The sequence below is a fragment of the Pseudomonas sp. SA195 genome (assembly GCF_054131565.1).
This window is the reverse complement of the sequence record NZ_CP096392.1, coordinates 1,975,609-2,001,586: the sequence shown is the minus strand read 5'-3', so window position 1 is coordinate 2,001,586 and position 25,978 is coordinate 1,975,609. Positions and strand designations below refer to the sequence as shown.

The following is a 25,978-nucleotide window of genomic DNA, read 5'->3' as shown; positions in this document are numbered from 1 at the left end:
AGAATGAATCGCAACTCACTGATTCATATATTTATATTTTGATTTTATAAGCGAGGCGGCCATGCAACTCGTCGATATTGGCGTCAACTTGACCCACCCATCCCTTGCCAAGCGCGCGTCTGAGGTCCTGGCGCGCGCCGAGGCGGCGGGCGTCGCGCAGATGATTTTGACGGGCACCAGCCTCGACGAGAGCGAAGCGGCCTTGCGGCTGTGCCGCGAACTGGACGAATGCCAGCGACGGCTGTTCTGTACCGCAGGCGTCCACCCCCACGACGCTCGCCAATGGACATCCGACAGCATCGCCCTGCTCAGAGACTTGCTGGCGGAGCCGGAGGTGCGTGCCGTAGGTGAATGCGGGCTGGACTTCAACCGCGACCTATCGCCTCGCGCTCAACAGGAGCGCGTGCTGGAGGAACACCTCCAACTGGCTGTGGAAACTGGCCTGCCGGTATTCCTGCATGAACGCGACGCAGACGTGCGCATGGTCGAGATCCTCGCGGATTACCGTGATCGCCTGACGGCCGCCGTGATCCATTGCTTCACCGGTGAACAGCGGGCGCTGTATCGCTACCTCGATCTGGATCTGCACATCGGCATCACCGGCTGGATCTGCGACGAGCGCCGCGGCACCCACTTGCACCCGTTAGTTCGTGACATCCCGCACCACCGTCTGATGCTGGAAACCGACGCGCCCTATCTGCTACCCCGCACCCTGCGACCGAAGCCGAAAAGCGGTCACAACGAACCGGCCTTCCTGACCGAAGTGCTGCGGGAGGTCGCACACCACCGCCAGCAAAGCGAAGACATCCTGGCTGCACAGACCACCGCAACGGCCCGCGCATTTTTCGGTCTGGGCACGGTCGATCAGCGCTGAGCTAAAGCCGACAAGCAGGCTGCCGTTATATGAACTGATTCTCGACTTTCAGGCTGCCGAGTCAGCCTGCCCCTCCGCCTGAAAAAGTAAGGGCACTCATGCTTCTCTGGATTCGTGACCTGTCGCTGAAGTACAAATTCTGGGCCCTGAACATGGTGAGCTTCGCCATCGCCCTATTGCTGGTGCTGTTCGCCCTGCAGCTGGAGCAAAACGCGCGCAGCGAAGACGCCAAGGCAAACGCGCAGCGGCTCGCTGCTGTCATGCAGGCCTGGCCGCAAGATGCGCCACTACCCGCGCTTGAGCAGATCGTTCAGTCGCCAGCCGGTCAGCCGATCCGTGTCGATGGCCAGCCGCTCCCGGCCACGCAGGGCTGGATCGGGCTTGCCCATGATCGCCTGTTCGCCGAATCGCCTGCCGTCGGCGCCGCTCTGCTCAGGACAGCATCGAACGAAACGCTTGCTATCGTGGCGCGCTCACCAAGCGTGCTGCAGCTTCTGCGTGCGCACTTCTGGAGCTACGCCTTGGCCGTCGCCTTGTTGATGCTGATCCTGCTGGCGGCCTCACAAGTGCTGATCCGCTTCCTGCTGAGCCACCTGAACACGTTGAAGGACGTGATGCTGCATGTGGAGCGCAGCGGTGACTTGGCCGTGCGTGTTCCGCTCGACAGCCGCGACGAGGTTGGCCAGATGGCCGGTGCGTTCAATGCCATGCAGGCCGGCTACCAGCGAATAGTAGGCACTGTTGCCGAGGCTGCCACCCGTTTGGACCAAGGCGCCGGGCACCTGGCTGCCGGCATGAGCGACGTGCGCCGGGGCATGATCGGGCAGCAGAGTGAAACTGACCAGGCAGCCACGGCGATCAACGAGATGACCGTCACCGTTCACCATATCGCCGAACATGCCCGTGCAACCCGCGATCAGTCGCAGCATGCGGACGGGCTTGCCAGCGAGGGGCAGCAGGTCGTGGCGCGGGTGGAACGATCCATATCCAACCTGTCGCGGGGTGTCCAGCAGACCGCCGAAACGATTGGCCAGCTCGCCGCCGACAGCCAGAAAATCAACGGCGTCGTCGGGGTAATCCACGGTATCGCCGAGCAGACCAACCTGCTGGCGCTCAACGCGGCCATCGAGGCGGCACGCGCCGGCGAAATGGGCCGTGGCTTTGCAGTGGTCGCCGACGAGGTACGCAACCTCGCCAAGCGGGTTCAGGTTTCGACGGATGAAATCACCCAGATGGTGACGGGCTTGCAGTCGATGACACGCGACGCGGTGGAGTTCATGAACGAGAGCTCGCTACAGGCCGACGGTTGCGTGCGCGAGGCCCAAGAGGCCGGCACCGCGCTCGAAGCGATCACCCTGGCGGTTGCGCAGATGCGCGATAGCAATACGCAGATTGCAGTTGCCGCCGACCAGCAAAGCGCGGTCGCCGAAGAGCTGAACCGCGCCGTGACCGGCATACGCGATGTGACCGAACAAACGGTGCAGCAGACAATCGCCTCGGCCAACACAAGTGCTGAGCTCGCGGCGCTATCAGGTGACCTCGGCAAGGCCATTCAGCAATTCAAGCTCTAAGCTGCATTGCGCTAGCCGAACACCGTCACCGTCTGGCGGCTCAGCGCGAGCAGTTCGCCCTCAGCCGTCCACAGGCCAGCCGCGCAATGGCCGTAGCCGTCGCGAGCGTGCTCGATGAGCGCCCGATAGCGGCACCAATCATGGGTGTCGATTGCCGGCAGTGGCTGGACGAACTCAATCGTCCAGGTCAGCGAACTGCCCGGCGCGAAGCCTGTGAGATGTGGCAATACAGCCGGCGGCCAGGCGTCGACGAGCGCCAGCAGGTGTGAGACCGTCACTGGCTCGCGAACGATGTCGCCCCGTTGGCGAACCCAGCCGCCCATCTCCCGCGAGCGGTTGCCGGAAAAAGGCAGCCCACCGATTCCCCAGCGCATTGCCAGATGGCGCGTGAATTCGGGCGTCATACCGGGGACATAAGGCAATTCCTGGCAGCTCGCGACTGGAGGAAGGTCCGGCGCAGGCTCCGCCTCGACACGCACGGCCGATTCGCGCGGCGCCCCGAAGCTACCCTGCACCAAGGTCACTACCTGCCCACCTTGCACGGCGCGGCCGAGTACCTGACTTACCGCCCGCCCCTCACGCAGAATTTCGGCCTCGACGCTCACGGGCGTGTCGACCTGCAGCGGTCCAACGAAGGTGATCGCCAATGACCGCACGGGGCGGTCCGCCGGCACTTGCGCTTGCATCGCTTCCTACACAAGCGCAGCCACGAGCCCGCCAAAACCAGCTCGGCCTTGGCCCCAGCTGGGCGGGATTATCACGTCCCGGGGATTGTCGCGCGTCGCTTGAATCAGTTCGGACAGTGTCATCTCGGTCTCTCGTCAGATTTGCCGACATCCTAAGGCGCAGTGGCACACGGCGGTAGCAGGCAAATCTGCTGATTGGTCTGCCATTGCGGTCGTCAATGGGGAGTTCGGATCAGCGCCACCGCAGTCGCAGACGCCGCCTGAGGTACTTCAGTAAGCGTTGTACCTCTGGCAGTGCGTCAGCATGCCCGCCGTAACGCGCGCGTTCGTAGCCCTCGGCGAAGCGGCGAATCGGCTCGGCCGCCTCTGGGATGGCGCGGGCGGCCCGCTCGGCGAAATCACGCGCACCTTCACCCCGATCGCGCGTAACGCCACGCCGCGCCAGGGCGCGCTCGAAACCGCGAAAGAGTCGCAGCTGGGGATCGCGTTCACGGGCCCAGGGCTTGAGCAGGACTAGAGCGAGAACCAGGATCAACGCTGCGCCAATGGCCACCATGATCACCCCGAGCCGACCACCGTCGAGCTTGCCGAACACACCGCGAAGCAGGTCCATCTGCCGCTCGCCCTGATAGCCAAGAACCCAGCGCTGCCATCCGTAGTTGAGGCTGTCCCAATTCAAGCGCAGCTCGTTGAGCCAGCCGAGGTCACGGTAGCGCCGCAAATTCATCAGCGTGTCGTCGAACAGCTCCTGCTCGTCGGCCAGTGCCTCTTCGAGCCCCCGCTCGATACGCTCAGGGGCCACCTGGAAGGTCGGGTCCACGCTGACCCAGCCGCGCCCCTGCACCCAGTACTCGACCCACGCATGAGCATCGAGCTGGCGAACGGCTAGATAATTTCCTGAAGGGTTCAGTTCGCCACCCTGGTAGCCCGCCACGACACGTGTAGGAATGCCAGCCGCCCGTAGCACGAAGGTCATGGCACCGGCGTAGTGAATACAGAAGCCGCGGCGCGTATCGAAAAGAAAACCATCGACGATGTGCGAGCCTACCGATGGCGGCCGAAGCGTGTACGCGTAGGGCTCCCGATTGAAGTGCGAGAGCAGCGCTTGCACGAGCGCCTCGGGCTCAGGGTGCTGACGGCGAAGCGCGACCGCCCACTCTCGGCTGCGCGGGTTACCGCCTGCCGGCAATTGCAGCGACCGTTCGAGCGTCTCAGCCGGCGCGGCAGGCTCGCGTTGCGCCTGCGGCCAGGACCTGACGCCATACATAACGGGCTGGTCCACCGGTCGCGCACGCTGGAGGTGAAAGTCGGGCATCAGCCGCGCATCGGCCACGCGCAGCTCGGGGACGTCCAGCGCGTACAACCAGGGCCGCCCGCTGGGTTGCATGACGATGCTGTAGTTCAGCGGTTCGCCCGCCGGCTCCCATGCCGGTGACGGCCCGAAGGTACCGGTGACGGCCTGAGACCAACGTCGGCCATCGAAGCGTTCGAAGGTAACCGCTCGCCAATAGAGCGCGTCACGCGGCGGGACCGGGCCCTCGAAGCTGGCGCGAAACGCTAACGCGCTGGAGCGGCTAAGCTGTGCGATGTCTCCTGGCGACATGCTGTCTGCTAGGCCCGTCACACCCTGCCCACTCGGCTGCGGCAATGACCACAACGGCCCCAACCGCGGAAAGAACACGAACAGCACCAGCATCAGCGGGACGGCCTGAAGAAGCAGCGAGCCAGCGAGGCGCAGCGTCGGCCAGGGGTGAGTTTCGACACGGCTCTGCTGCAAGCCGATCATCGCGGCGAGCAAGGCAGTAACCGGCAGCAGGCTATACACACCCGCGATCAGGGAGTCATTGAACAGGTAACTGGTCACCACCGCGAAAAAGCCCAAGAAGATCAGCACCAGTGCGTCCCGGCGGCTGCGCATCTCGACCAGTTTCAGAATGAAGGCGGCGATCAGCAGCACGGCGCCGGCATCGAGCCCGATCAGGCTGCCGCGAGACAGGTAGACCCCCGCCGCGGTTCCGACCATCATCGCTGCCTTTACCCAGGGTCGTGGGTACGCGGCGCGCATGCGGAATATCTGCACGCGCCAGATCGCGCAGCCCAGCCATAGCCCAATGATCCACAGTGGCAAATGGCCCAGGTGCGGGACGATGACCAGCACCTGGGCGACCAGCAGCCACACCAGACCGTTTCGCGGAATCGGCTGCACCGCACTCACGCGGTTCGCTCCTGTGCTTGGCCAAACAACGCGAGTTCGCGCAGACACAGCGCGCGATGGTCGGTGCCAAGGTCCGGGCCAACCGGCTGGCCGCTAAGTTTCAGGCTAAACGGTTGCTGACGGGCCGACAGCTCGACCACCCAGTGGCAAAGTACCGACAGCCGCGACTCCAGATCGCCGCCCAGCGCCTCCAGGTCAAGCAGCGGCTCCTGGCCGGCCAGGGCAGCGAAATCCTTCACCAGCAGCCCCTGCCCGCGTGAAAACGCTTTCCAGTGCAGGCGACGCCTCGAGTCGCCCGGCTGCCACTGGCGCAACCCCTGAAAATCATCGACGCCGCGCCCGGCTGCATGCAGGCCCGGGTCCTCGTCATCGCCCTCACCGACTCTGGCCGGCAGGCTGGCCGCCTCGGGCCGCGGATAGACGAGCGCCGCCAACTGCAAGTCGACCCAGCTCCACGCCACCAGGATGCCAAGCGGGAAACGGCTCTCGACGCGCAAACGCCCAGGCCGAAGCCAGCCACGCCGATCGGTCGGCAGGCTGAGTTCAACCTCGCAGGTTCCGCCCGCTGGCACATCGAGCACCTGTAGACCACTTCGCGGCCAACCCAGCGCGACCGCCTGGTAGGCGCGACCGGGACTCTCGAGCCGGACCCGCAGACGTGCCTGCTCGCCGAGAAACACCGGCTCGGCGCCGGCCGCCTGCAGAATGAGCCCGGCAAGGTTGCGCCAGGTATGCAGAATCGCTACGACGTACACCGAGCCAAGCAGAAAGGTCAGCGCATAAGCCAGGCTGTTCTGGTAATTGATGGCAGCCAGCAGCATCAGCACCATTGCGACGAGGTACGTCAGGCCGATACCCGTCGGCATGATGAAGATCCGACGCTGGTCCAGGCGCACGCTCGGCCCGGGCGGAATACGTTGCAACAGCCAACGCTCACGGAGCCGGGGCAGCCATCTCATGTCGCCGCGCTCATCGACAGGCCGGATACCACCTCAAAGCACCGGAACTTCACGCAGCAACCATTGCACCAGCGCGCCACCGCCGTGACCGGTCGCGTCCGCACGCTCGCGCAGCCGGTGACCCACGACCGGAGGCAGCACCGCCTGCACGTCCTCGGGTATCACATAGTCGCGCCCATCGAGGTAGGCCCAAGCCCGCGCCGCGGCGAGCAGCGCCAGACTACCCCGTGGAGACAGGCCCCAGGCGAATTGCGGTTGCGTGCGGGTGGCCTCGACCAGGCGCAACACGTAATCGACCAGCGCATCACTGACGCGCACTTCGGCGACCTCTCCTTGCACGGCCCGTAGCACGGCTCTGTCCATTTGAGGTTCCAGACGCGTTAGCAGCTCGCGGCGAGAGTCACCGAGCAACAAAGCCTTCTCCGCGGCCTTGGCGGGATAGCCGAGCGACAGGCGCATGAGAAAGCGGTCGAGTTGGGATTCGGGTAACGCAAAGGTTCCGCCGGAACTCACCGGGTTCTGCGTGGCTATCACGAAGAAGGGATCTGGCAACGGGCGCGTCGCGCCCTCGATGGTCACCTGCCCCTCCTCCATGGCTTCGAGCAGTGCGCTCTGGCTTTTCGGAGTGGCGCGGTTGATCTCATCGGCCAGGATCAGCTCGGCAAAGATCGGCCCAGGATGAAAGACGAAGCCTGCGCTTTCCTTGTCGAACACCGAGGTACCGAGGATATCGCCGGGCAGCAGATCAGAGGTGAACTGGATGCGCTGGAAGTCGAGCCCCATGACGCGCGCAAGCGCGTGACTGAGTGTGGTCTTGCCCATGCCGGGCAGGTCTTCGACCAGCAGGTGACCGCGCGCCAGCAGGCAGGCCATGGCCAGTCGCACCTGTGATTGCTTGCCGAGCAGCACTTCATTGACCGCTCGCAGACAGACATCCAATCGGGCACGCATACGACTCTCCTTTGTTCGTTACGGCGATCCTACCGGGCCGCGAGCCTCAGGCAAGCCGATCGAAACCTGCGGTGACGAAGTTGTGATCAGCCGCTTGTCCCGGATGCTGCGAAAACTTAGGGGCGCTGCATCTCGAAGCGCTCACGGGTGTAGCTGTAAGCCGCACCACCGAGGCGGCCGACAACGTCCAGCCGCGCGGGATCGACGCGGCCACGCGCGTCCAACACCGCGTCATCGATATGCGCGATCAGCACCTCGGCGAAGATCAACTGGCAATTGGGTGAGTGAGCCGGGTACGGCAAGATCTGCGCGACGCGGCATTCGAAGGCGACCGGCGCGCCAGTCACCCGTGGCACATTTACCCGCTGCGAGGGTTCGCAGGCGATGCCGCAATACTCGAATTCGCTGAGCCCATGCGCAAGCGCCGCTGCCGAGGCGTTCATCGCTTCGGCCTGGCCCGCGCTCACCAGCTGCACGACCAGTTCACCCGTCTCCTGCGCATTGCGCGCGGTGTCCTTGGGCGAGCCGTCTTTCAGTCCGACGTTGATCAACAGGGTGGGCGGGTCGCTGCTGATCACTTGGAAAAAGCTGAACGGTGCCAGGTTGCTGATCCCGCTTGCGGCGCGAGTGGACACCCAGGCGATGGGGCGAGGCGTAACCGTGGAGGTAAGCCAGCGATAGGCGTCCAACGGCGCCAAGGTGGTGAAGTCGAGCTGCATGCTTGGGTTCCTGCGACCGGCGTTGAGCGTGAGGCAGTGGCGGCCGCTGGGCCGCCACACGGGAGGAAGTTCAGCGACCAGCGCGCGACTCGCGCAGGTAGAAACGTGCTTTCTTGGCCTTCTCGACACAGCCCTGGTAGGCCTCGAATTGCTGCTGGGTCTTGGCACCGGTCAGCAGGGCCATGGCCTTTGAATAGCTAACGGTCCCGGCAAAACCCTCAGCCTCGGCCAGGCTCTGTTCTTCCCAGGCAGCGTTCAACTGCGAGGCGCAGCTGTCCCGGTAGGCGGTTTTTGCGGCGCAGCCGGTCAGGGCCAGCGCGATCAGCGACAAACAGATCAGGTGCTTCATCGATACATCCCTCGTTTTCGATAACGACTCAGGTTGGTTGCCCCGCGGCTCGCGCCTTCAGGAACTCGACCACGGCATCTTGCTCACCAGTGAACTCGATTCGCGAGGCTTTGCTCTCGCGCTGGTATACGTACATCGGGTCGTAATAGTGCGTCAGCAAGGCTTCGATCCATTCACGATGCAAATCGACCGCGCCGCTACTGGCCTGCTCGGCAAGTGCCTGGTCCATGATCGCGGCCAGTCGTTTATAGGCTTCGCCACCGAGCCGCTTGCTGATATTGACCAGACTTTCGCGCAAACGCTCGCTGAACGCTGCGAAGCCCTCCTCACCCAGCTCCGCAATGAACTCGGCACAGAGATCGATGACATAGTCACGCAAGATGCGCTCGACGCGGCTTTCCAGGCTGTCTTCGAGCCAGACCAGCGGATATCGCTGCATGCCCTGGTACAGGGGTAGCGGGATGGAGCATCGCCCGACTAGCCGCGCTTCGTCTTCGAGCACGTATTGCCCACGGCCCGCAGCTTCCATTTTCAGTAACCGAATGGCCAGAGCGTTCTCGAAATCGATCTGCGCTGGCTGCGGCGTAGCGCGCTTGCCGAAGCTCGACCCGCGGTGGTTGGCAATGCGTTCCAGGTCGACGCTGTCGTCCAGGCGGGCCAACACCTCGGTCTTACCGGTCCCGGTCATGCCGCCCACAAGGATAAAGGCGTTGCGCTCGGCGGCGTGCTCGGTGGCTTCGACCAGGAAGTGGCGCATCGCCTTGTAGCCCCCGATTACCCGCGGGTACTCGATACCGGCTTCGGCCTTCAGCCATTGCTGGACCAATAGCGAGCGCAGGCCGCCGCGAAAGCAGTAGATGTAGCCCTCGGGATGGTGCTTGGCAAAACTGGCCCAGGCCTCGATTCGCTCGGCCTTGAGCTTGCCCGATACCAGGCGGTGCCCGAGTTCGATCGCCGCCTGCTGTCCGTGCTGCTTGTAGCAGGTGCCGACTTTTTGCCGTTCGACATCGTTCATCAGCGGCAAATTGACCACGCCAGGAAACGCACCCTTGGAAAACTCCACCGGCGCGCGGGCATCCATCATCGGGACATCGTTCAGGAACAGCCTGCGGTAATCATCGGTATCGCGCCGCATCAATGAACCTCGACGGCAAAGCTGCCGGCCTCAACGAATTCGCCGATGGGCTCGAGTGCCAGGCCTAGCCCTGCCGCCATCTCGCGAAACTGCTCGTCACCCTCAGGCGCCACCGCGACCAGCAAGCCGCCGCTGGTCTGCGGATCGCACAAAAGCTGTTTACACGCATCGTCCAATGGGGCGATGCGCTCGCCATAGCTGTCGAAATTGCGCCCCGTCCCGCCGGGCACACAACCTTGTTGGAGGTAATAGTCCACGCCCGGCAGACTCGGCACCCGTGCATAGTCGATACGTGCCGTAAGGCCGCTGCCATCAGCCATTTCCACAAGGTGCCCGAGCAGACCGAACCCGGTGACATCGGTCATCGCTCGGACGCCTTCGAGCTTCGCAAAGTGCGCGCCAGACGTGTTGAGCGTGCACATCCAGTCGCGCGCAAGACCAATGTCTTCCGCGCGCAATATCGCTTTTTTCTCTGCGGTGGTGAGGATGCCAATGCCCAGCGGCTTGGTCAGGTAAAGCCTGCAGCCAAGCGTCGCGGTGTCGTTGCGTTTCATCTGCTGCTTGTCGACCAAGCCGGTTACTGCCAGCCCGAAAATCGGCTCGGGCGCGTCGATCGAATGGCCGCCGGCCAACGGAATACCCGCGGCATCGCAAACAGCTCGCCCACCGGCGATGACATCCCGCGCTACCTCCGGTGGCAGGACGTTGACCGGCCAACCAAGGATGGCGATCGCCATCAGGGGGCTGCCCCCCATGGCGTAGATGTCGCTGATGGCGTTGGTTGCAGCGATGCGCCCGAAATCGTAAGGGTCATCGACGATCGGCATGAAGAAGTCAGTTGTCGAGACCACGCCGCGCGTGTCGTCGATTCCATAGACTGCCGCATCGTCCCGCGAGGCGTTGCCGACCCAAAGCCGAGGGTCGAGATTTTGCGCGCCGCTACCGGCGAGGATGACGTCCAGCACCTTCGGCGATATTTTGCAGCCGCAGCCGGCACCGTGGCTGTATTGGGTAAGGCGGATGGGTTCGCTCATTGAGTGGCTCTCGCGACGCTGGCAAAACGGGCGGCGATTGTAGCAAGAAGCCCCAGTGAAGACGGCACGCCAGATCGGCGCGGACCCGCCTCTTGAAGCCGGCCGCCGCAGGCGTGAAGCTAATGCCCCTGCAAAGGGAGAATCGCATGGGCAAAAAAGTCGCACTGGTATTGGGCTCTGGTGGCGCGCGGGGTTATGCGCACATCGGGGTGATCGAGGAGCTTACGGCCCGAGGATACGAGATCAGCTGTATCGCAGGCTGCTCGATGGGCGCAGTCGTAGGTGGCATCTTCGCCGCCGGGAAGCTGGATGAATACCGGGCCTGGATCGAGAGCCTCGACTATTTCGACCTGTTGCGCCTGATGGACCTGAGTTTCAGCCTGGGGGCCATTCGTGGGGAAAAGATCTTCGGGCGGATCCGCGAGATGCTGGGCTCCATCAACATCGAAGACTTGCCCATTCCCTACACCGCGGTAGCGGCGGACCTCACCAACCAGCAGGAGATCTGGTTTCAGGAAGGCAATCTGGAACTGGCGATGCGCGCCTCCGCGGCGATCCCCAGCCTGTTCACTCCGGTGATGCAGGGCAGCCGGATGCTCGTCGACGGCGGCATTCTGAACCCTTTGCCAATCGTGCCGGTGGTGTCCAGCCACAGCGACTTGATCATCGCGGTGAACCTCAACGGTAACAATCATCGCCAATATCCACTGCCGGAAATCCTGCGGCCCGGGCGGTTCGACGCGATGGTCAGCTCGATCAGCTCACATTTGCCGTTCTGGCGAAACGACGCCAAGGGTCTGGAAGATCAAAGCGGCGAATTCGAACCGTCCGACGTCTTGCTCGAGGAGCAGGCCGCGACAGCTCCGAGCGGGCGCAGTGCACCGAAATCCGCGGAAGGTTCGAGGGTGGTGGACGTCGGCGGCCCCGCGTCGCTGCTGGAGTTGATCAATCAGAGTTTCGAGGTTATGCAGTCTTCGCTGACGCAGTACAAGATCGCCGGGTATCCACCCAACGTGCTGATCAACATTCCCAAGCGAGCCTGCCGCTTCTATGAGTTCTACAAAGCACCGGAGCTGATCCAGCTTGGCCGGATCATCGCCCGGGACACGCTCGATCGCTACGAGCTCGAGCAGGCGTGATCAGTCCACATGCGCGCCGGGCAACCGCTCCGGCGCGACTGCTTCGGGGACTTCCTTGATCAGCCAGTCGCCGAGCAGGCTGTAGGCGACCGCAAGCAGCGTAGGGCCTAGGAAGAGCCCCATGAAGCCGAACGCCAACACACCACCGAACACACCCAGCAGCACGACCACCAACGGCAGGTTGCCGCCACGGCTGATCAGGTAGGGTTTCAGCACGTTGTCCACACCGCTGATGATGAACATCCCCCACACCCCCAGGAAGATCGCCATGCCGTATTGCCCCTGCCAGGCCAGCCATGCCACAGCCGGCCCCCAGACCAAGGGCGGCACCATCACGAAGCTGAACGCGAAGGTCATCAGGCCCAGGATCAGCGCGCCAGGTACCCCGGCGATGCTGAACCCGATATAGGCAAGGATCGCCTGCGCGGCGGCCGTTCCGATGACACCGTTGACCACGCGTTGCACGGTGCCGGCAACCAGCTCGAGATAGTGGTCAGCGCGTTCGCCGATCAGGCGATGCAGCAGGCTATGGACGAACGCCGCCAGCTTGGGGCCATCGCGGTAGAAGAAAAAGACCAGGACCAGGCTTAACGCCAGCTCAAGCATGCCACCGCCGATTCGGGCGCTGCGCACCAGCAACCAATTACCGACCTGGCCAACGTAAGGCCGGATGGTCGCGAAAAATGCGGTGCCCTGCTCGTCCAACGTATTCCACAGCGTCACCAGGCGATCGCCGACCAGTGGAAGCTCACCGAGCCAGGCCGGTGGCGCGGGGAGGCCCTGAACCTGCAGGTTGTGCACCAGTACGTTCACCTCACGAATCTGGTCCGCGATGTTGAACCCGAGCCAAACCAACGGCACGGCGACCAGCACCATCCAACCGAAGGTGAGCAGCGAGGCCGCCAGCGTCGAGCTGCCCTTCAGCCAGCGGGTCAGGACTCGCATCACCGGCCAACTGGCGAAAGCCAGCACTGCGGCCCAGAACAGCGCCGATGCGAAAGGCGCCAGCACCCACAGGCAGGCGCCGAGCAACACCAGGAGCAGAATCTGCACCAGCAGGCGATCGTTGTTGAGCATTGAGTGATACCTATCGGAAACGGGCGCACCTTGAACAAGGCGCGCCGGCAGGGACGCTATTGGGGCGCGAAACCGGTTTCAACGCAAGAGGCGGATCACCAGGCCAGGCTCATCCGAATCGACTGCATCGATCCGCCGAGCCTTCACTCGTTCGGCCCGTAATGCTTCCAGCCAGGCAGCTGCACCTTGACCGGACAATTCGATACGCATGGTGCTGTCGAGCCGCAGCACGTTGGCCAGCAGCGCACCCCACTCGGCGGTGGGCTCGGCGGGCAAACGAGGCAGGTTGAGTTTGCCCGTAGTCTTTAACTGGCGAAGCAGGGTCGCCGGATTGGGCAGGATCACCCCAAGGGTTTGACCAGGAAGGAAGCGCTCGACTTGCAGATAGGGCCGCCCATTACCACGCGTGATGCCATACAGCGCCATCAGCTCATCGGCCTCTCCAGGCATGCGCGCCAGCAGGAAGGCCTGCTGCGCATCTGGACCGTAAAGCATGGCACGCTGAAACACTTCGTTTGCCCACAGACTGCTCGACCCGCACGCGCGCCCTTCACACCAGTACAGCAGCTCGGCGCCAGCATCCAATAAATGCTGTCGGCCCTGCTCAAAGGCTTCGATACCGCTGTGCACGCTGGGCAAGAGATACGTTACAGCGGTCAATTCGCCGGGCGCGCTGACCTGATCGCCCATCCGCAGGCGACCACTGATCCGCCGGATCGAATCGAGCGGATAGGTACGTTCGAGAACGTCCTGCTGCTTGAACCCGACGATCTCCGCCCGTGGAAAACGCGGCAGCGTCTCGAAATCGCGGCTACCTGGCAGGTCTGCCGCGACAGTGACGGCACTGAACAGCGCCAAGGGGGCGATCCATGAACCTCGCATTGTGCTCCTCGACACACCGCTGTGGCCGGGCAAACCGGCCGACTCGACCTGCCTCTTGGGCAATGGTCGCGCGGAGGGTGTTGATCCGATCATGTACGGGGGCTACTTGTTGAAACCAGGCGTCAGCCTCACCAGTTGCTAAAAGCAAGTCAAGCAAGGCTTTGCGACAGATTCTTGCGGAACGGCTCAGCGGCCAAGGAAGGAATTGAAGACCGAAGCCACTGCCTGTGCGCCTTGATCATCGTCCAGATGCAAGTGATGGCCGCCTGGCAGGCGATGCCGCTCGAACGGAAAGCCATCGACCAGCTCGCGCATGGCCGGCTCGATCATCAGCCCCTGTTCAGCGAGCACCAGGCTCACCGGGCATTCGACCCGCTCGACGAAAGCCAACGCATGGGCGCGCGTCAGGCGCAAAGGTGAGGGCAGCATCAGCCGCGCATCGGTGCGCCAGGTCAACCCTCCCGGCACCGGCATCAATCCCCGCTGGGCGAGGCGCTCGGCCGCCTCGCGACTAACCGCCCCGACGCCCTTCATGCGCGCCGTGACAGCCTGTTCAAAGCTCGCATAGACGGGTTTGCGGGCATCATCGACCTCCAGCAACGCACGCAACGCCTCGCCCAGCTTCTGCGGCGCCGCCGGCGCTTCGCCCGTGTACGGAATGACCCCATCGATCAGCGCCAGCCGCTCGACTCGTTCAGGCATCGCGCCCGCCAGCAGCACCGACACGATCGCCCCCATCGAATGCCCCAGCAGGGTGAACCGTTGCCAGCCAAGCTGCCCCGCGACCTGGAGCACGTCATGCGCGTAATCCCAGATGTTGTAAGCGGCGCCGGCTGGTCGGTGGGCCGAATGGCCATGCCCGGGCAGGTCCAGCGCAACGATCCGTACACCCTCGAGCAGCGGCGCGAGACGCGAGAACGTCGCAGCATTGTCTAGCCAGCCATGCAGCGCAATGACCGGCCTGCCCTGCTCCGGCCCATAAAGATGAGCTGCCACCTCGATGTGCGGCAGCGTCAGGCAAATCTCTTCGAATGCGTATGTCATGCCGCGCCTCGCTGACCAGGGCCAGCCCAGCGGCCGAACAGGTCGCGCAGCAGCAGGGCCGTCTGCCCAGGCCGCTCTAGCGGAAACATATGGCCGCCAGGCATGCTGTGGGCTTCGCCGAGTGCAACCAGGCGTAGCAGGAACGCATGGTGAGGTAAAACGACCCGACTCTGCCGCCCACGGACGACCGCCAACGGTATCGCCAGCGCATGCGGCCAACCCGGCGTGACGTGCGGGACGCTGCGATAGATGCTGATCTCGGTCTGCGGATCGAAGCGCAGTCGAACCCCGCGTTCGCACGGTTGCAAGCCGCAGCTGACGTATGCGTCCAGGCACTCCGGATCGAAGGTGCGAAACAACGGTCTGCTGGCGAAATAGCGCCGTGCTTCCTCGACACCGCTGAACGCCTCGCGGCGGCCCAGGGTGCGGCCGGCGGGCGTGAGCCGGTCAATGAAGCCCAGCTTTTTCGCTACCCAGATCACCGCCTGATCGAACCAGGTCGGCATGGGCGAATCGAGCATAACCACGCCACGGTACAGGTCAGGACGTAGCAAGGCGGCATGGTAATGAAGCATGCCGCCTAACGAATGGCCCACGCCCCACACCGGTTCGCCAAGCGCGGACAGTTGTTCGATCAATTCGCGCACCAGGTTCTGCCAGTTGTCATCGACCGGAAAGCGCGGGTCGTGTCCGTGCTGCTCGAGATAAGTGACGCTGAAGTCCGGCTCCAACGCCTCGAACAGTTTGCGATAAGTGCCCGACGGAAAGCCGTTGGCATGGGCGAAGAAGATGCGCTGGGACATGGTAGAGAGCGGACGGAAAGGAGCGCTCATTGTCTGGCCCCCTTCCGTTCGCGGCAATCCGCTAATCCGGCCGAATGAACGGCGGACGCGCCAAATAAGGCGCCGGCTTCGCCGATCAGGACCGGGGCGCGTCTTCGCCGAGCGGGACGATTGCGACTGTCAGGCGGGAGATGCAAGTCGTCTTGCCCTCTTCATTCGTCAGGCGGATGTCCCAGACGTGAGTCGAACGCCCCAAATGAACTGGCCGGCAGACCGCAGAGACTCGCCCGCTGCGCACGCCGCGAAGATGGTTGGCATTGACTTCAAGCCCGACGCAATAAAAACGGGCTGGGTCGATGCAGTGATAGCTCGCCATCGAGCCCAGCGTTTCAGCCAATACGACCGACGCCCCGCCATGCAGCAGGCCGTACGGCTGATGCGTCCGGGCATCGACCGGCATGCTACCGGTCAGCGAGTCTTCATCCACCGCTTCGAAACGGATGTCGAGCAAATCGACGATGGTGTTTGCCCGATTGCCGTTGAGTTGTTCGAGATCAGGCTGTCGTTGCCAGATGGCCATATATTGCGTTCCTTCTTTTGTTGTTATTACCCGCCGACAAGCCTAGCGGGGGTGCTTAAGATCTTTCAGATGCATCAGACCTGCTGCGATCTCCTCCCCGTCCAGCTCAGCCAGGCTGGCGGTCGCCATGGGCAGCGGCGTTTCGCGATGCCCATTGACGAGCCAGCCCCCTAACGCGCCAACGAAGGGCTGGTGCGTAACCAGCAGCAGCGTACGTTCGCTACGCCGGTCGAGGTACAGCATGGCTTCGCCGATGTCTGAGTCAGGCGTCGCCCAAGGCACTGTCTCGATCGCCCCCTCGAATCCGATCACCTGCCGCACGATTTCCGCCGTCTGCTGCGCCCGCGCGTAAGGGCTCGCCAGGATGGCGTGCAATGGCGCCTCACGCAGCGCCTCGGCACTGCTCCTAACCTCGGCACGCCCGGTTTCGGTGAGGTTGCGTTCTGCATCCGTACGAGCGCGCGGCTCGGCCTCGCCATGTCGCAACAGCCATAACTTCATACCCGCGGCTCCTCGTTCGGGCTGCCGGGGGTGACAACGGGCGCATCGCTGTCCGCCGGACGCGCTGTCGGCCAATCGGACATCGGCCACGGCTTACGATCCGTATTGAACGTACCGAAACGACCAATCTGCGCGACGTACTGGCTGAGGCTATCGCCGAAGCGTTGCAGGCTCTCGTCCACCTGCCCCTTGATCGCGCGCATCAACAACTGCACGACCACCACCAGCAGCAGCGCCAACTCGGCAAATTGCCAGACGAAGAAGAACACCAGCATCCAAATGGCACGCAGGATCAGCGACTCCCGCTCTGCGTTACGGTTATTCATTGAAGCTCTCCAGTGTCGTGCTCAAAAACCATCGGTTGAAATGAAGTCGACGTCGGTCTTGGGCTCGCCCCGCATCAGCAGTGCGATGACCTGTTCCAGCGTACGCCCCTCGAACAGGATCGCATGCAGACCCGCGACCAGTGGCATGTAGACCTGCAGTTCTTCGGCACGCGTCTTGAGGACCTTGATGGTGTTGACCCCCTCGGCCACCTCGCCGAGCCGGGCCACCGCCTCGTCCAGACTCAACCCCTCACCCAGGGCGTAGCCCACCTGGAAGTTTCGGCTCTTGGACGAAGTACAGGTAACGATCAGATCGCCCACCCCTGCCAGGCCGAGAAAAGTCATCTGATTGGCGCCGAGCTTCACGGCGAACCGTGTCATTTCTGCAAGCGCTCGGGTGATCAACATGCTGCGGGTGTTCTCGCCCATGCCCAGCGCTGCAGCCATGCCGGCCATGATTGCGTAAACGTTCTTCAACGCCCCACCCAGCTCGACACCAAAGCGGTCGGCACTGGCGTAAACGCGGAAAGTGCGGCCGTGCAGTGCAGCCTGGACGGATCGGCAAAGGGCTTCGTCATGGCTGGCGATCACTGTCGCCGTCAGGGCATGCTCGGCAACTTCTCGTGCCAGGTTCGGCCCAGAGATCACCCCAATTCGCGCCTGCGGTGCGATTTCCTCGATGATCTGGCTCATCAGCTTGAACCCCTGCGCCTCGATGCCCTTGGTCGTGCTGACCAGCATCTTCCCTGCCAACCGCCCTGCAACCGGCGCCAGCGCTGCGCGTAATGCACTGGAAGGCAGCGCGACGAACACAAGCTCGCAATCGCCTACTGTCTGTGGCAGGTCAGTGACGGCCTCGACCTTGTCGTGCACCTTCACACCCTTCAGATAACGTGGGTTCTGGCGATCGACACGAATGCTGCGGGCTTGCTCGGGATCGCGCATCCACAAACGAACGCTATGGCCGTTCTCGGCCATCAGGTTCGCAAGCGCGGTGCCAAAGCTGCCGCCGCCAAGCACGGCGATGGGTTGCTGTTCAGTCATGGGTATTCCGTATCGAGCCAACCGGGTGGCAGTGCCTGGCATTATACGTAGCGCAGCCACTGCAGCCAGCGCCCCGCCCATGAGCGTCTGGAGTAGCTGCGATCCCTGCGTTTCAGCGAGCCTCGCCACCGCTCGTCCGTGCTGGACGCAAAGGCCTTTGGGCGATGGTCTATAAGGGACAAGGTGTCACAAGGTCGTAGTCATGGCCGCAGGAGTGTTAAAGTATCGCCCCGTTTGCGCGCGAGTAGTCGGCATCGCGCCAGTCGAACGAGTGGCTCGCCTGCCTCGCGCTGTGACTTTCGGCGTTAGGCTGCAGTCTACGACTAGTCTTCATGATCCACCCTCGCTTCGGGTTCGGATGAAAGCAGCAAGCCCTCCATGTAGGGACCATTGAGGAATACGCATGACCAAACAACAGGCCTTTACTCGGGAAGATCTGCTTCGTTGCAGCCGCGGCGAGCTTTTCGGTCCCGGTAATGCGCAACTGCCCGCGCCGAACATGCTGATGGTCGATCGCATCGTGCATATCAGCGAAGTGGGCGGCAAGTACGGCAAGGGCGAGTTGGTTGCCGAACTGGACATCAACCCCGACCTTTGGTTCTTCGCCTGCCACTTCGAGGGCGATCCGGTCATGCCGGGCTGCCTGGGTCTCGATGCCATGTGGCAATTGGTTGGCTTCTATCTGGGTTGGCAGGGCAATCCAGGCCGCGGCCGTGCACTCGGCTCAGGCGAAGTGAAATTCTTCGGCCAAGTCCTGCCGACTGCCAAGAAGGTCACCTACAACATACATATCAAGCGCACCATCAACCGCTCGCTGATCCTCGGCATCGCCGATGGCACTGTCAGCGTCGATGGCCGCGAGATATACAGTGCCGAAGGTTTGCGCGTCGGCCTGTTCACCTCTACCGACAGCTTCTGAAGGACATCCGCATGCGTCGCGTCGTGATCACTGGCCTGGGTATCGTTTCCTGCCTGGGCAATGACAAAGAGACCGTCTCCGGCAACCTGCGTGCCGGTCGCCCCGGTATCCGATTCAACCAGGCGTACGCCGACATGGGCCTGCGCAGCCAGGTCTCCGGCTCCGTCAACCTGAACCTCGAAGAGCTGATCGACCGCAAGGTCCTGCGCTTCATGGGTGACGCCGCCGCCTACGCCTACCTGGCAATGGAACAGGCCGTTCAGGACGCCGGTTTCAATCTCGATGAAATCTCCAATCCGCGTATTGGCCTGATTGCCGGCTCCGGTGGCGCCTCGACCATCAACCAGATGGAAGCCATTGACATCCTGCGTGACAAGGGCGTCAAGCGCATCGGCCCATACCGTGTTCCGCGCACCATGAGCAGCACCGTCTCGGCCTGCCTCGCCACCCCGTTCCGCATCAAAGGCATCAACTACTCCATCGCTTCGGCCTGTGCCACCAGCGCACATTGCATTGGCCACGCCATGGAGCAGATCCAGATGGGCAAGCAGGACGTTGTCTTTGCCGGCGGCGGCGAGGAAGAGCACTGGAGCCAGAGCTGCCTCTTCGATGCCATGGGCGCGCTGTCCAGCCAGTACAACGAAACCCCTGAAAAGGCTTCGCGCGCTTACGATGCCAAGCGTGACGGTTTCGTCATTGCCGGCGGCGGCGGCATGGTCGTTGTCGAAGAACTGGAGCATGCGCTCAAGCGCGGCGCCACGATCTACGCAGAAATCGTCGGCTATGGCGCCACCTCCGACGGCTACGACATGGTTGCACCGAGCGGTGAAGGTGCGCTGCGCTGCATGCAGCAGGCGATGTCCACCGTTGATGGCGAGATCGACTACCTGAACACCCACGGCACCTCCACGCCAGTGGGCGACGTCGCCGAGATCAAGGCCGTGCGCAACATGTTCGGTGACAAGATCCCGACCATCAGCTCCACCAAGAGCCTGTCCGGTCACTCGCTGGGCGCCGCTGGCGTGCACGAGGCGATCTACACGATGCTGATGATGCAGGGCAACTTCATTGCCGGCTCCGCCAACATCGACGAGCTGGACCCGGAAGTCGCTGACATGCCGATCGCGCGCGAAACCCGCGAGAACGCGAAGATCGACCTGGTCATGAGCAACAGCTTCGGTTTCGGTGGTACTAACGCGACCCTGGTGCTCAAGCGCTACAACGGCTGAGCCATGCAGCGGTCTTGAAAAACGGCGCCATAGGGCGCCGTTTTTCATTCCTGAGGCCTAAATACTTGATCAGACAACGTCAGCTTGCGCGTCGATATCGCCATGCGCGATGCATGACGCAGCGGTAAAGAGCACGTCAGTCGAGGAATTGAGCGCCGTCTCGGCCGAATCCTGCACAACGCCGATGATGAAGCCGACAGCTACCACCTGCATGGCCAGGTCGTTGGAGATACCGAAGAGGCTGCACGCCAGCGGAATCAGCAGCAGCGAACCACCGGCCACGCCCGACGCACCGCAAGCGCAGATCGCCGCGAGCAGGCTCAGCAGGATGGCGGTAGGCACGTCCACGACGATGCCTAGCGTATTCGCAGCGGCGAGCGTCAATACCGTGATCGTGATCGCAGCGCCACCCATGTTGATGGTTGCGCCCAGCGGTATCGACACCGAATAAGTGTCCTTGTGCAAGCCAAGCCGCTCGCAGAGTTGCATGTTGACCGGGATGTTCGCCGCCGAACTGCGTGTAAAGAATGCCGTGATACCGCTTTCCCGCAGGCACGTCAGCACTAACGGATAGGGGTTGCGGCGGATCTGCCAGAATACGATCAAGGGATTCGCAACGAAGGCCATGAACAGCATGGCACCCAGCAGCACGAGCAATAGCTGGAAGTAGCCGGCCAGCGCGCCGAAGCCGGAGGTAGCCAGCGTACCGGCTACCAGGCCGAAAATGCCCAGCGGCGCGAAACGAATGACCACCTTGACGATGAGCGTGACGCCATCGGCCACGTCGGCGACCAGATCACGCGTGCCCTGGCGCGCATGCCGGAATGCGAAGCCAAGGCCAATGGCCCAGGCCAGGATGCCGATGAAGTTGCCGTTGAGGATCGCGTGGACCGGATTGTCGACGATGCTGAACAGCAGGGTTTTCAATACCGCGCCAACACCGGACGGTGGAACGGCATCGCTTGCCTGGCTGACCAGCGTCAACGTGGTAGGAAAGGCAACGCTGGCGATTACTGCCACCGACGCAGCACTGAGCGTGCCCAGCGCATACAGGAGCAGAATCGGCTGAATATGCGTGGGCTGGCCACGTTTGTGGTTGGCCAGCGAGGCAGTGACCAGGACGAATACCAGCACCGGTGCAACCGCTTTCAACCCGGACACGAAGAGGTCGCCTAGCAGGCTCGCCGACAGCGCAGCTTGAGGGAACAGCCATGCGAGCAGGCAGCCTGCTATCAACCCGACGAGGATCTGAGTGACGAGCCCAACACGGTTGTAGGCGCGCACCAGGACGTTGGAGGAATTAGACATTGGACGGGTCTCGGCGTATGGATTGGATCAACCGCGACGCCGGGCCCATGCATGCGGCCGCGAACTGGCGCGATGAAAAACGCCGGATGGTACGCATGTCGGCCCGTTATGCCCAGCCTTGGCGCACCGTCACATCGACGCGGCACGCCCTTGTCGGCTCGACTGCCTAGCGCGCAGCCGGCTCTTCGGGCCGTGCGCCATGCCGTGGCAATACTTCGAGGAAATTATCCCGCGCCACCTTGCGCGCAATGTCCTCGGGTAGCCCGTCGAGAAACGGCGTGAAGTCATCAATGCTGCTGGCGAGATTGTCGAAGCGACCCACGACGTCTGTACCGATCATGAAACGACTCGGGTGACGCGCCACCAACTTGAGCCAATCGCCGTCAGGCTTGCCATTCTTGTCCAGCAGGTAAGGCCGCAGCATGGTCCACGACAAGTCGATGTACAGGTTCGGATAGTCATCGAGCAGCCGGGTCACCGTCGGCAGAAGAAAATCGAGTTTTTCCTGGTGTCGGTGGATTTCCATGCTGGTGCCGGCATGCGCCCATATGAAGCGTGTATGCGGATGGTTGCGCAACGCCTCCTCGAGCTCGGTTAAATACAGCGGGTTGCGCTCGCGCTTGGAGGTGATGTTCGAATGCAGCATCACCGGTAGGTCGAACTCTGCTGCAAGGTGGTAGACGCGGGTAAGCGCTTCGTTATTTGCCCGCGGCGTGTCGCCTTCGGTCAGCGCCGTGACGTCATCATGGCGAGTGAACACTTCTCCGAGACCCTGCCAGAGGCCAGGATCGAGTTCGAGCATCCGCCGGATATGCGCATCGGCATTCTTGTCGTTGGGGTTGAAGCCTGAAAGGAAGGGATGAAAGCGCTTGCGCTGCTCCGCATCCAACTCCTTGACCGCGGCGGCCACCACAACATCGGTCGCGCTGTACCAATAAACCGGCGCGTCATCGCCGGCGTAATAGCGCGGGCGCTTGGGTTCGTTTTCGTGCCATTTTTTGGCGACAGGTATGCCACTGATCATCACGTGATCGACCCGCCCTTCGTCCATCGCCTCGAGCAGCTTATCGATGCCATCGCTCTCTTGGAAAAAATCGACGAAGTGAAGGTGTGCGTCGCTGTAGCGATAATCCCGTGCGTCTGCCGTGCCGATGGAAACGGCCAGGCAAAGCGCAGTGATGAAGGGGGTACGTTTCGACAACCCAATTACTCCTGATAGCCCAGCGGATAGACCGCTTCGCTAGCATGCCGTTCATTACCCGGCATGCACGTTGGCCTGAACAGAATCGGATTCGTTACGCCCGTACTGCATCGCCCGGAAAACAAAAGCCCCACCGAAGTGGGGCCCTGTAGCGATGTCGAGTGCTGCTCTCGGCAGCCCTGGACTCAGGCGGATAGCTCCACCAATAGCTTGTTCAGACGCTGTACGTAGGCAGCAGGGTCCTTGAGGCTATCGCCGGCTGCAAGCGCAGCCTGGTCGAACAGGATGTGCGACAAATCGCCAAAACGATCCTCATCCGGTTCGGCGTCGAGCTTCTCGATCAACGGGTGAGCCGGGTTGATCTCGAAGATCGGCTTGGACTCTGGCACCTTCTGCCCGCTCGCCTCAAGAATCTGGCGCATCTGCAAGCCCAGATCCTGCTCGCCAATCGCGAGAATCGCCGGCGAGTCGGTCAGGCGATGCGATACCCGCACTTCGGCTACCTCATCACCCAGCGCCGCCTTCAGACGCTCGACGAGCCCCTCCTTCGCCTTGGCAATCTCTTCCTGAGCTTTCTTGTCCTCTTCGGAGTCCAGCTTGCCTAGGTCCAGGTCGCCACGCGCGACGTCGACGAACTGTTTTCCATCGAACTCGGTGAGATAGCTCATCAGCCACTCGTCGATGCGGTCGGTTAGCAGCAGCACCTCGATCCCTTTCTTACGGAAGACCTCCAGGTGTGGGCTGTTCTTGACCTGCGCGTAGGATTCGCCGGTGAGGTAGTAGATCTTGTCCTGACCTTCCTTGACCCGTGCCAGGTAATCGGCCAGCGATACGCTCTGCTCACCGCTAGTGTCTTGGGTGGAGGCGAATCGCAGCAGCCCAGCGATCTTCTCCTTGTTGGCGAAATCTTCCGCGGGGCCTTCCTTGAGCACTTGGCCAAATTGTTTCCAGAACGTTTTGTAGTCTTCCGGCTTGTCCTTGGCCAGCTTGTCCAGCATGTCGAGGACGCGCTTGGTCAGCGCCGACTTCATCGAATCGATCACCGGGTCCTTCTGCAGAATCTCGCGAGAGACATTCAGCGACAGGTCGTTCGAGTCGATGACGCCCTTGATGAAGCGCAGGTACAGCGGCAGGAATTCGTCGGCCTGGTCCATGATGAACACGCGCTGGACGTACAGCTTCAGGCCCTTCGGTGCTTCGCGGTGGTACAGGTCGAACGGCGCGCGGCCCGGGACATACAACAGCGAGGTGTATTCGAGCTTGCCCTCAACCTTGTTGTGGCTCCAGCTCAGCGGGTTTTCGAAGTCATGCCCGACATGCTTGTAGAACTCCTGGTATTCCTCGTCCTTGATCTCGGTACGCGGACGGGTCCAGAGCGCGCTGGCACGGTTGACGGTTTCCCATTCGGGCTCGGCCGGCTTGTCTTTCTCTTCGCCGTGAAACTCCTTGGGCAGTTCGATCGGCAGCGCGATGTGGTCGGAGTATTTCTTGATGATGTTGCGCAGGCGCCAGCCATCTGCAAACTCGTCTTCTCCGGACTTGAGGTGCAGTACGATCCGCGTGCCCCGCTCGGGCTTTTCGACGTTGGCGACTTCGAATTCACCCTCGCCCTTGGACGACCAGTAGACGCCCTCCTCGGCTGGCATGCCAGCCCGGCGGCTAAATACTTCGACCTGTTCGGCAACGATAAACGCTGAGTAGAAACCAACGCCGAACTGGCCGATCAGATGCGAGTCCTTCTTCTGGTCACCAGTGAGATGCTTCATGAAGTCCGCGGTACCGGACTTGGCGATCGTACCGAGGTGAGCAATCACGTCCTCGCGATTCATTCCTATACCGTTGTCCTCAATGGTGACGGTACGGGCATCCTTGTCGAAACTGACGCGGATCTTGAGGTCTGAGCCCCCTTCGAGCATTTCGGGCTTGGCCAGCGCCTCGAAGCGCAGCTTGTCGGCCGCGTCGGATGCATTGGAGATCAGCTCGCGAAGAAAGATCTCCTTGTTCGAATACAGGGAATGGATCATCAGGTGAAGCAACTGCTTCACCTCAGTCTGGAAGCCCAGCGTTTCTTTGTTTTGAGTCTCCACACTCATCGTCTTGCTAACTCCACGTCATCAATGGCAAGGGCCGCGGTGGCGGCGATGACAAGCAGATGGGGACGAGGTGGGAGAATTCAAGGTCTGCGGATCAGGGCTCGAGCAGCTCCAACCGGACGACGTCACCCGGCACGAGGCTGTAGGTCGCCTGGCCGGCGCCACGGACGAAGTACTCGATGTTCAGGTTGCCCTCGCGATCGATGCCGACGAAACGCCCTTGGGCGACATTGCCGCGGCGGGTCTGAGCACGGACCTGCAGCCGCTCGTAGCGTCCCGGCTCGCGCAACAGCCGGGCCAGGGAAAAGCGTTGGCGCCGGTCGACACGCGGTGCAGGCGTTTCTACCTCCGCAACAACAGCAGGAGCAGCCTTTTCAGGCACCTCTTCTGCCGCAGGCAAAGCTGCATAGGTATCGCCTTCGACTGCCCAGCCTGACGCCTCCTTGCGCATCGGCAAGTCCAATCGCTCAGATGCGCCGTTGACCCGGGCCTGTACCGAGACGGCTGCGGCGGAAACAGGGAACACGACGGAGGACATCGAAAGAATTTCTACGTCGCGAGTCTGGAAGCGCCGCTGCAGATAATCGCGCGCCACATGCTTCAGCGTGTCCGCCGAATCATGGCGCATATCCACACGGTCGCCTTGGTAACGCAGCTCATCTGTGTAGAGCTCGACTCGCCCGCTCAAGGTTGTCTGGTAATGCGCGGGCAGCACGAGATGAAAATCCCCGGCGAGCTTGTTGGGGGGCGTGGGTTGCAGGTCGAGATGCAGCGTGTAGCCCTTGCGGATGCGCCGTGCCTCAGGCAATTCCTGGTCATGGTCCATCCAGCTGATCTCGATTTCGGGGGTTGGAGCCGGATCCTGCGGCAAGATGTCCACACGCAACGCGCCGGGCCGAACGTCACCAAGACTGATATTGACCTCCTGCCGAGCGAACAGGGTGTCGCCTTCACGGAGTGTCAACACGCCATTGATCAAATGGCCAGTCCGAGGCTTGAACGGGCGCCCGTCCAATTCGCCGCTCAGCTCTGCCAGCATGGGCTGCTCCGCCGCCCTGTCGGCCTCCAGCCATTGCAGGCTGACGATTGCCGCCAGCCGCTCGGGCTGATGATTGGCAAGCAGAGAGAACCCGACCACCAAGGGTATGAAGCCCAACGCCGATAACCCGACGGCCTTGCGCGCCGTACGCCAATGCCGGACCAGATAAACCAGCGTCACAGGAGGGACCAAGCTGCCCACACCCCATAGCAGGCTAGTCCCGAAGGCCAGCACGACGAGCCATACGGCGCCGGCGAAGATGAGCAGCAAACCACCAAGAATCAGCAACGCGTCCATTCACTTTCCTTGAAACATCTGCAA

General features: G+C 62.5%; 24 protein-coding genes and 1 pseudogene. 5 read left to right on the top strand and 20 right to left on the bottom strand.

The annotated features are described in order from the left end of the window. Nucleotides 1-61 precede the first annotated feature (61 nt). Nucleotides 62-874, top strand: a complete 813-nt coding sequence (locus M1D78_RS09315; RefSeq protein ID WP_437419529.1) for a TatD family hydrolase — start codon at nt 62-64, stop codon at nt 872-874. 539 nt (nt 875-1,413) lie between these two features. Beyond that, nucleotides 1,414-2,445 (top strand): methyl-accepting chemotaxis protein, encoded by a 1,032-nt coding sequence (locus M1D78_RS09310; protein ID WP_457933586.1) that lies wholly within the window; start codon nt 1,414-1,416, stop codon nt 2,443-2,445. A gap of 11 nt (nt 2,446-2,456) precedes the next feature. Here M1D78_RS09310 and M1D78_RS09305 read toward each other — a convergent pair. The 8 genes and pseudogenes from M1D78_RS09305 to selD form a co-directional block, all read right to left on the bottom strand. Further along, nucleotides 2,457-3,254 (bottom strand): annotated as a pseudogene (locus M1D78_RS09305) (acyl-CoA thioesterase). Between the two features lie 109 nt (nt 3,255-3,363). Further along, a complete protein-coding gene (locus M1D78_RS09300) occupies nt 3,364-5,346 on the bottom strand; it encodes a transglutaminase TgpA family protein (RefSeq protein WP_437419531.1) in 1,983 nt (660 codons plus the stop codon). Next, a complete protein-coding gene (locus M1D78_RS09295) occupies nt 5,343-6,305 on the bottom strand; it encodes a DUF58 domain-containing protein (RefSeq protein ID WP_437419532.1) in 963 nt (320 codons plus the stop codon). The genes M1D78_RS09300 and M1D78_RS09295 overlap by 4 nt, the downstream gene beginning before the upstream one ends. 33 nt (nt 6,306-6,338) lie before the next feature. Further along, nucleotides 6,339-7,256, bottom strand: coding sequence for an AAA family ATPase (locus M1D78_RS09290; RefSeq protein WP_437419533.1), 918 nt, complete (start codon nt 7,254-7,256; stop codon nt 6,339-6,341). Nucleotides 7,257-7,372: 116 nt separating this feature from the next. Continuing rightward, nucleotides 7,373-7,975 carry a flavin reductase family protein gene (locus M1D78_RS09285; RefSeq protein ID WP_437419534.1) on the bottom strand — a complete coding sequence of 201 codons (603 nt, stop codon included), beginning with the start codon at nt 7,973-7,975 and terminating at the stop codon, nt 7,373-7,375. 70 nt (nt 7,976-8,045) lie between these two features. Beyond that, nucleotides 8,046-8,324 carry a hypothetical protein gene (locus tag M1D78_RS09280; RefSeq protein WP_437419535.1) on the bottom strand — a complete coding sequence of 93 codons (279 nt, stop codon included), beginning with the start codon at nt 8,322-8,324 and terminating at the stop codon, nt 8,046-8,048. 28 nt (nt 8,325-8,352) lie between these two features. Continuing rightward, nucleotides 8,353-9,459: a tRNA 2-selenouridine(34) synthase MnmH gene (gene mnmH, locus M1D78_RS09275; RefSeq protein WP_437419536.1), complete on the bottom strand. Its 1,107-nt coding sequence runs from the start codon at nt 9,457-9,459 to the stop codon at nt 8,353-8,355. Continuing rightward, the gene (selD, locus tag M1D78_RS09270) at nt 9,459-10,493 is read right to left on the bottom strand and encodes a selenide, water dikinase SelD (protein ID WP_437419537.1); all 1,035 of its coding nucleotides are present in this window, start codon (nt 10,491-10,493) and stop codon (nt 9,459-9,461) included. The genes mnmH and selD overlap by 1 nt, the downstream gene beginning before the upstream one ends. Nucleotides 10,494-10,639: 146 nt before the next feature. Between selD and M1D78_RS09265 the strand changes: the two genes are divergently transcribed. After that, nucleotides 10,640-11,632 carry a patatin-like phospholipase family protein gene (locus M1D78_RS09265; RefSeq protein ID WP_437419538.1) on the top strand — a complete coding sequence of 331 codons (993 nt, stop codon included), beginning with the start codon at nt 10,640-10,642 and terminating at the stop codon, nt 11,630-11,632. On the opposite strand, the gene M1D78_RS09260 is transcribed toward M1D78_RS09265, so the two are convergent. From M1D78_RS09260 to M1D78_RS09225, 8 genes are all read right to left on the bottom strand, one after another. Then, on the bottom strand, nt 11,633-12,709 hold the full coding sequence (locus tag M1D78_RS09260; protein ID WP_437419539.1) for an AI-2E family transporter: 1,077 nt from the start codon (nt 12,707-12,709) through the stop codon (nt 11,633-11,635). Between the two features lie 78 nt (nt 12,710-12,787). After that, complete coding sequence (locus M1D78_RS09255) at nt 12,788-13,591, bottom strand: DUF4892 domain-containing protein (protein WP_437419540.1); 804 nt, start codon at nt 13,589-13,591, stop codon at nt 12,788-12,790. Nucleotides 13,592-13,777: 186 nt separating this feature from the next. Continuing rightward, a complete protein-coding gene (locus M1D78_RS09250) occupies nt 13,778-14,635 on the bottom strand; it encodes an alpha/beta fold hydrolase (protein WP_437419541.1) in 858 nt (285 codons plus the stop codon). Then, the gene (locus M1D78_RS09245; RefSeq protein ID WP_437420360.1) at nt 14,632-15,438 is read right to left on the bottom strand and encodes an alpha/beta fold hydrolase; all 807 of its coding nucleotides are present in this window, start codon (nt 15,436-15,438) and stop codon (nt 14,632-14,634) included. The genes M1D78_RS09250 and M1D78_RS09245 overlap by 4 nt, the downstream gene beginning before the upstream one ends. Before the next feature lie 115 nt (nt 15,439-15,553). Beyond that, nucleotides 15,554-15,997 carry a hotdog fold thioesterase gene (locus M1D78_RS09240; RefSeq protein WP_437419542.1) on the bottom strand — a complete coding sequence of 148 codons (444 nt, stop codon included), beginning with the start codon at nt 15,995-15,997 and terminating at the stop codon, nt 15,554-15,556. A 42-nt stretch (nt 15,998-16,039) separates the two neighbouring features. Continuing rightward, nucleotides 16,040-16,498 (bottom strand): phosphohistidine phosphatase SixA, encoded by a 459-nt coding sequence (gene sixA / locus M1D78_RS09235; protein ID WP_437419543.1) that lies wholly within the window; start codon nt 16,496-16,498, stop codon nt 16,040-16,042. Next, the gene (locus tag M1D78_RS09230; RefSeq protein ID WP_437419544.1) at nt 16,495-16,824 is read right to left on the bottom strand and encodes a DUF4389 domain-containing protein; all 330 of its coding nucleotides are present in this window, start codon (nt 16,822-16,824) and stop codon (nt 16,495-16,497) included. Before M1D78_RS09230 ends, sixA begins: the two co-directional genes overlap by 4 nt. A 21-nt stretch (nt 16,825-16,845) precedes the next feature. Further along, nucleotides 16,846-17,868, bottom strand: coding sequence for an NAD(P)H-dependent glycerol-3-phosphate dehydrogenase (locus M1D78_RS09225; RefSeq protein ID WP_437419545.1), 1,023 nt, complete (start codon nt 17,866-17,868; stop codon nt 16,846-16,848). A gap of 403 nt (nt 17,869-18,271) precedes the next feature. Here M1D78_RS09225 and fabA point away from each other — a divergent pair, with 403 nt between their 5' ends. Beyond that, nucleotides 18,272-18,787, top strand: a complete 516-nt coding sequence (gene fabA / locus M1D78_RS09220) for a 3-hydroxyacyl-[acyl-carrier-protein] dehydratase FabA (protein ID WP_021207858.1) — start codon at nt 18,272-18,274, stop codon at nt 18,785-18,787. A gap of 11 nt (nt 18,788-18,798) precedes the next feature. Next, nucleotides 18,799-20,016, top strand: coding sequence for a beta-ketoacyl-ACP synthase I (gene fabB / locus M1D78_RS09215; protein WP_437419546.1), 1,218 nt, complete (start codon nt 18,799-18,801; stop codon nt 20,014-20,016). 69 nt (nt 20,017-20,085) lie between these two features. On the opposite strand, the gene sstT is transcribed toward fabB, so the two are convergent. From sstT to M1D78_RS09195, 4 genes are all read right to left on the bottom strand, one after another. Further along, a complete protein-coding gene (sstT, locus tag M1D78_RS09210; protein WP_437419547.1) occupies nt 20,086-21,324 on the bottom strand; it encodes a serine/threonine transporter SstT in 1,239 nt (412 codons plus the stop codon). 166 nt (nt 21,325-21,490) lie between these two features. Continuing rightward, nucleotides 21,491-22,525 carry an amidohydrolase family protein gene (locus M1D78_RS09205; RefSeq protein WP_457933559.1) on the bottom strand — a complete coding sequence of 345 codons (1,035 nt, stop codon included), beginning with the start codon at nt 22,523-22,525 and terminating at the stop codon, nt 21,491-21,493. Nucleotides 22,526-22,710: 185 nt separating this feature from the next. Then, nucleotides 22,711-24,618, bottom strand: a complete 1,908-nt coding sequence (htpG, locus tag M1D78_RS09200; RefSeq protein ID WP_437419548.1) for a molecular chaperone HtpG — start codon at nt 24,616-24,618, stop codon at nt 22,711-22,713. A 94-nt stretch (nt 24,619-24,712) separates the two neighbouring features. Next, nucleotides 24,713-25,954, bottom strand: coding sequence for an MFS transporter (locus M1D78_RS09195; RefSeq protein WP_437419549.1), 1,242 nt, complete (start codon nt 25,952-25,954; stop codon nt 24,713-24,715). Between the last annotated feature and the right edge of the window lie 24 nt (nt 25,955-25,978).

Coding starts and splice junctions, on each gene's coding strand:
- M1D78_RS09315 (WP_437419529.1), top strand. CDS start 62: ATGCAACTCGTCGATATTGGCGTCAACTTGACCCACCCATCCCTTGCC.
- M1D78_RS09310 (WP_457933586.1), top strand. CDS start 1,414: ATGCTGATCCTGCTGGCGGCCTCACAAGTGCTGATCCGCTTCCTGCTG.
- M1D78_RS09295 (WP_437419532.1), bottom strand. CDS start 6,305: ATGAGATGGCTGCCCCGGCTCCGTGAGCGTTGGCTGTTGCAACGTATT.
- M1D78_RS09290 (WP_437419533.1), bottom strand. CDS start 7,256: ATGCGTGCCCGATTGGATGTCTGTCTGCGAGCGGTCAATGAAGTGCTG.
- M1D78_RS09285 (WP_437419534.1), bottom strand. CDS start 7,975: ATGCAGCTCGACTTCACCACCTTGGCGCCGTTGGACGCCTATCGCTGG.
- M1D78_RS09280 (WP_437419535.1), bottom strand. CDS start 8,324: ATGAAGCACCTGATCTGTTTGTCGCTGATCGCGCTGGCCCTGACCGGC.
- mnmH (WP_437419536.1), bottom strand. CDS start 9,459: ATGCGGCGCGATACCGATGATTACCGCAGGCTGTTCCTGAACGATGTC.
- selD (WP_437419537.1), bottom strand. CDS start 10,493: ATGAGCGAACCCATCCGCCTTACCCAATACAGCCACGGTGCCGGCTGC.
- M1D78_RS09265 (WP_437419538.1), top strand. CDS start 10,640: ATGGGCAAAAAAGTCGCACTGGTATTGGGCTCTGGTGGCGCGCGGGGT.
- M1D78_RS09260 (WP_437419539.1), bottom strand. CDS start 12,709: ATGCTCAACAACGATCGCCTGCTGGTGCAGATTCTGCTCCTGGTGTTG.
- M1D78_RS09255 (WP_437419540.1), bottom strand. CDS start 13,591: ATGCGAGGTTCATGGATCGCCCCCTTGGCGCTGTTCAGTGCCGTCACT.
- M1D78_RS09250 (WP_437419541.1), bottom strand. CDS start 14,635: ATGACATACGCATTCGAAGAGATTTGCCTGACGCTGCCGCACATCGAG.
- M1D78_RS09245 (WP_437420360.1), bottom strand. CDS start 15,438: ATGTCCCAGCGCATCTTCTTCGCCCATGCCAACGGCTTTCCGTCGGGC.
- M1D78_RS09240 (WP_437419542.1), bottom strand. CDS start 15,997: ATGGCCATCTGGCAACGACAGCCTGATCTCGAACAACTCAACGGCAAT.
- sixA (WP_437419543.1), bottom strand. CDS start 16,498: ATGAAGTTATGGCTGTTGCGACATGGCGAGGCCGAGCCGCGCGCTCGT.
- M1D78_RS09230 (WP_437419544.1), bottom strand. CDS start 16,824: ATGAATAACCGTAACGCAGAGCGGGAGTCGCTGATCCTGCGTGCCATT.
- M1D78_RS09225 (WP_437419545.1), bottom strand. CDS start 17,868: ATGACTGAACAGCAACCCATCGCCGTGCTTGGCGGCGGCAGCTTTGGC.
- fabA (WP_021207858.1), top strand. CDS start 18,272: ATGACCAAACAACAGGCCTTTACTCGGGAAGATCTGCTTCGTTGCAGC.
- fabB (WP_437419546.1), top strand. CDS start 18,799: ATGCGTCGCGTCGTGATCACTGGCCTGGGTATCGTTTCCTGCCTGGGC.
- sstT (WP_437419547.1), bottom strand. CDS start 21,324: ATGTCTAATTCCTCCAACGTCCTGGTGCGCGCCTACAACCGTGTTGGG.
- htpG (WP_437419548.1), bottom strand. CDS start 24,618: ATGAGTGTGGAGACTCAAAACAAAGAAACGCTGGGCTTCCAGACTGAG.
- M1D78_RS09195 (WP_437419549.1), bottom strand. CDS start 25,954: ATGGACGCGTTGCTGATTCTTGGTGGTTTGCTGCTCATCTTCGCCGGC.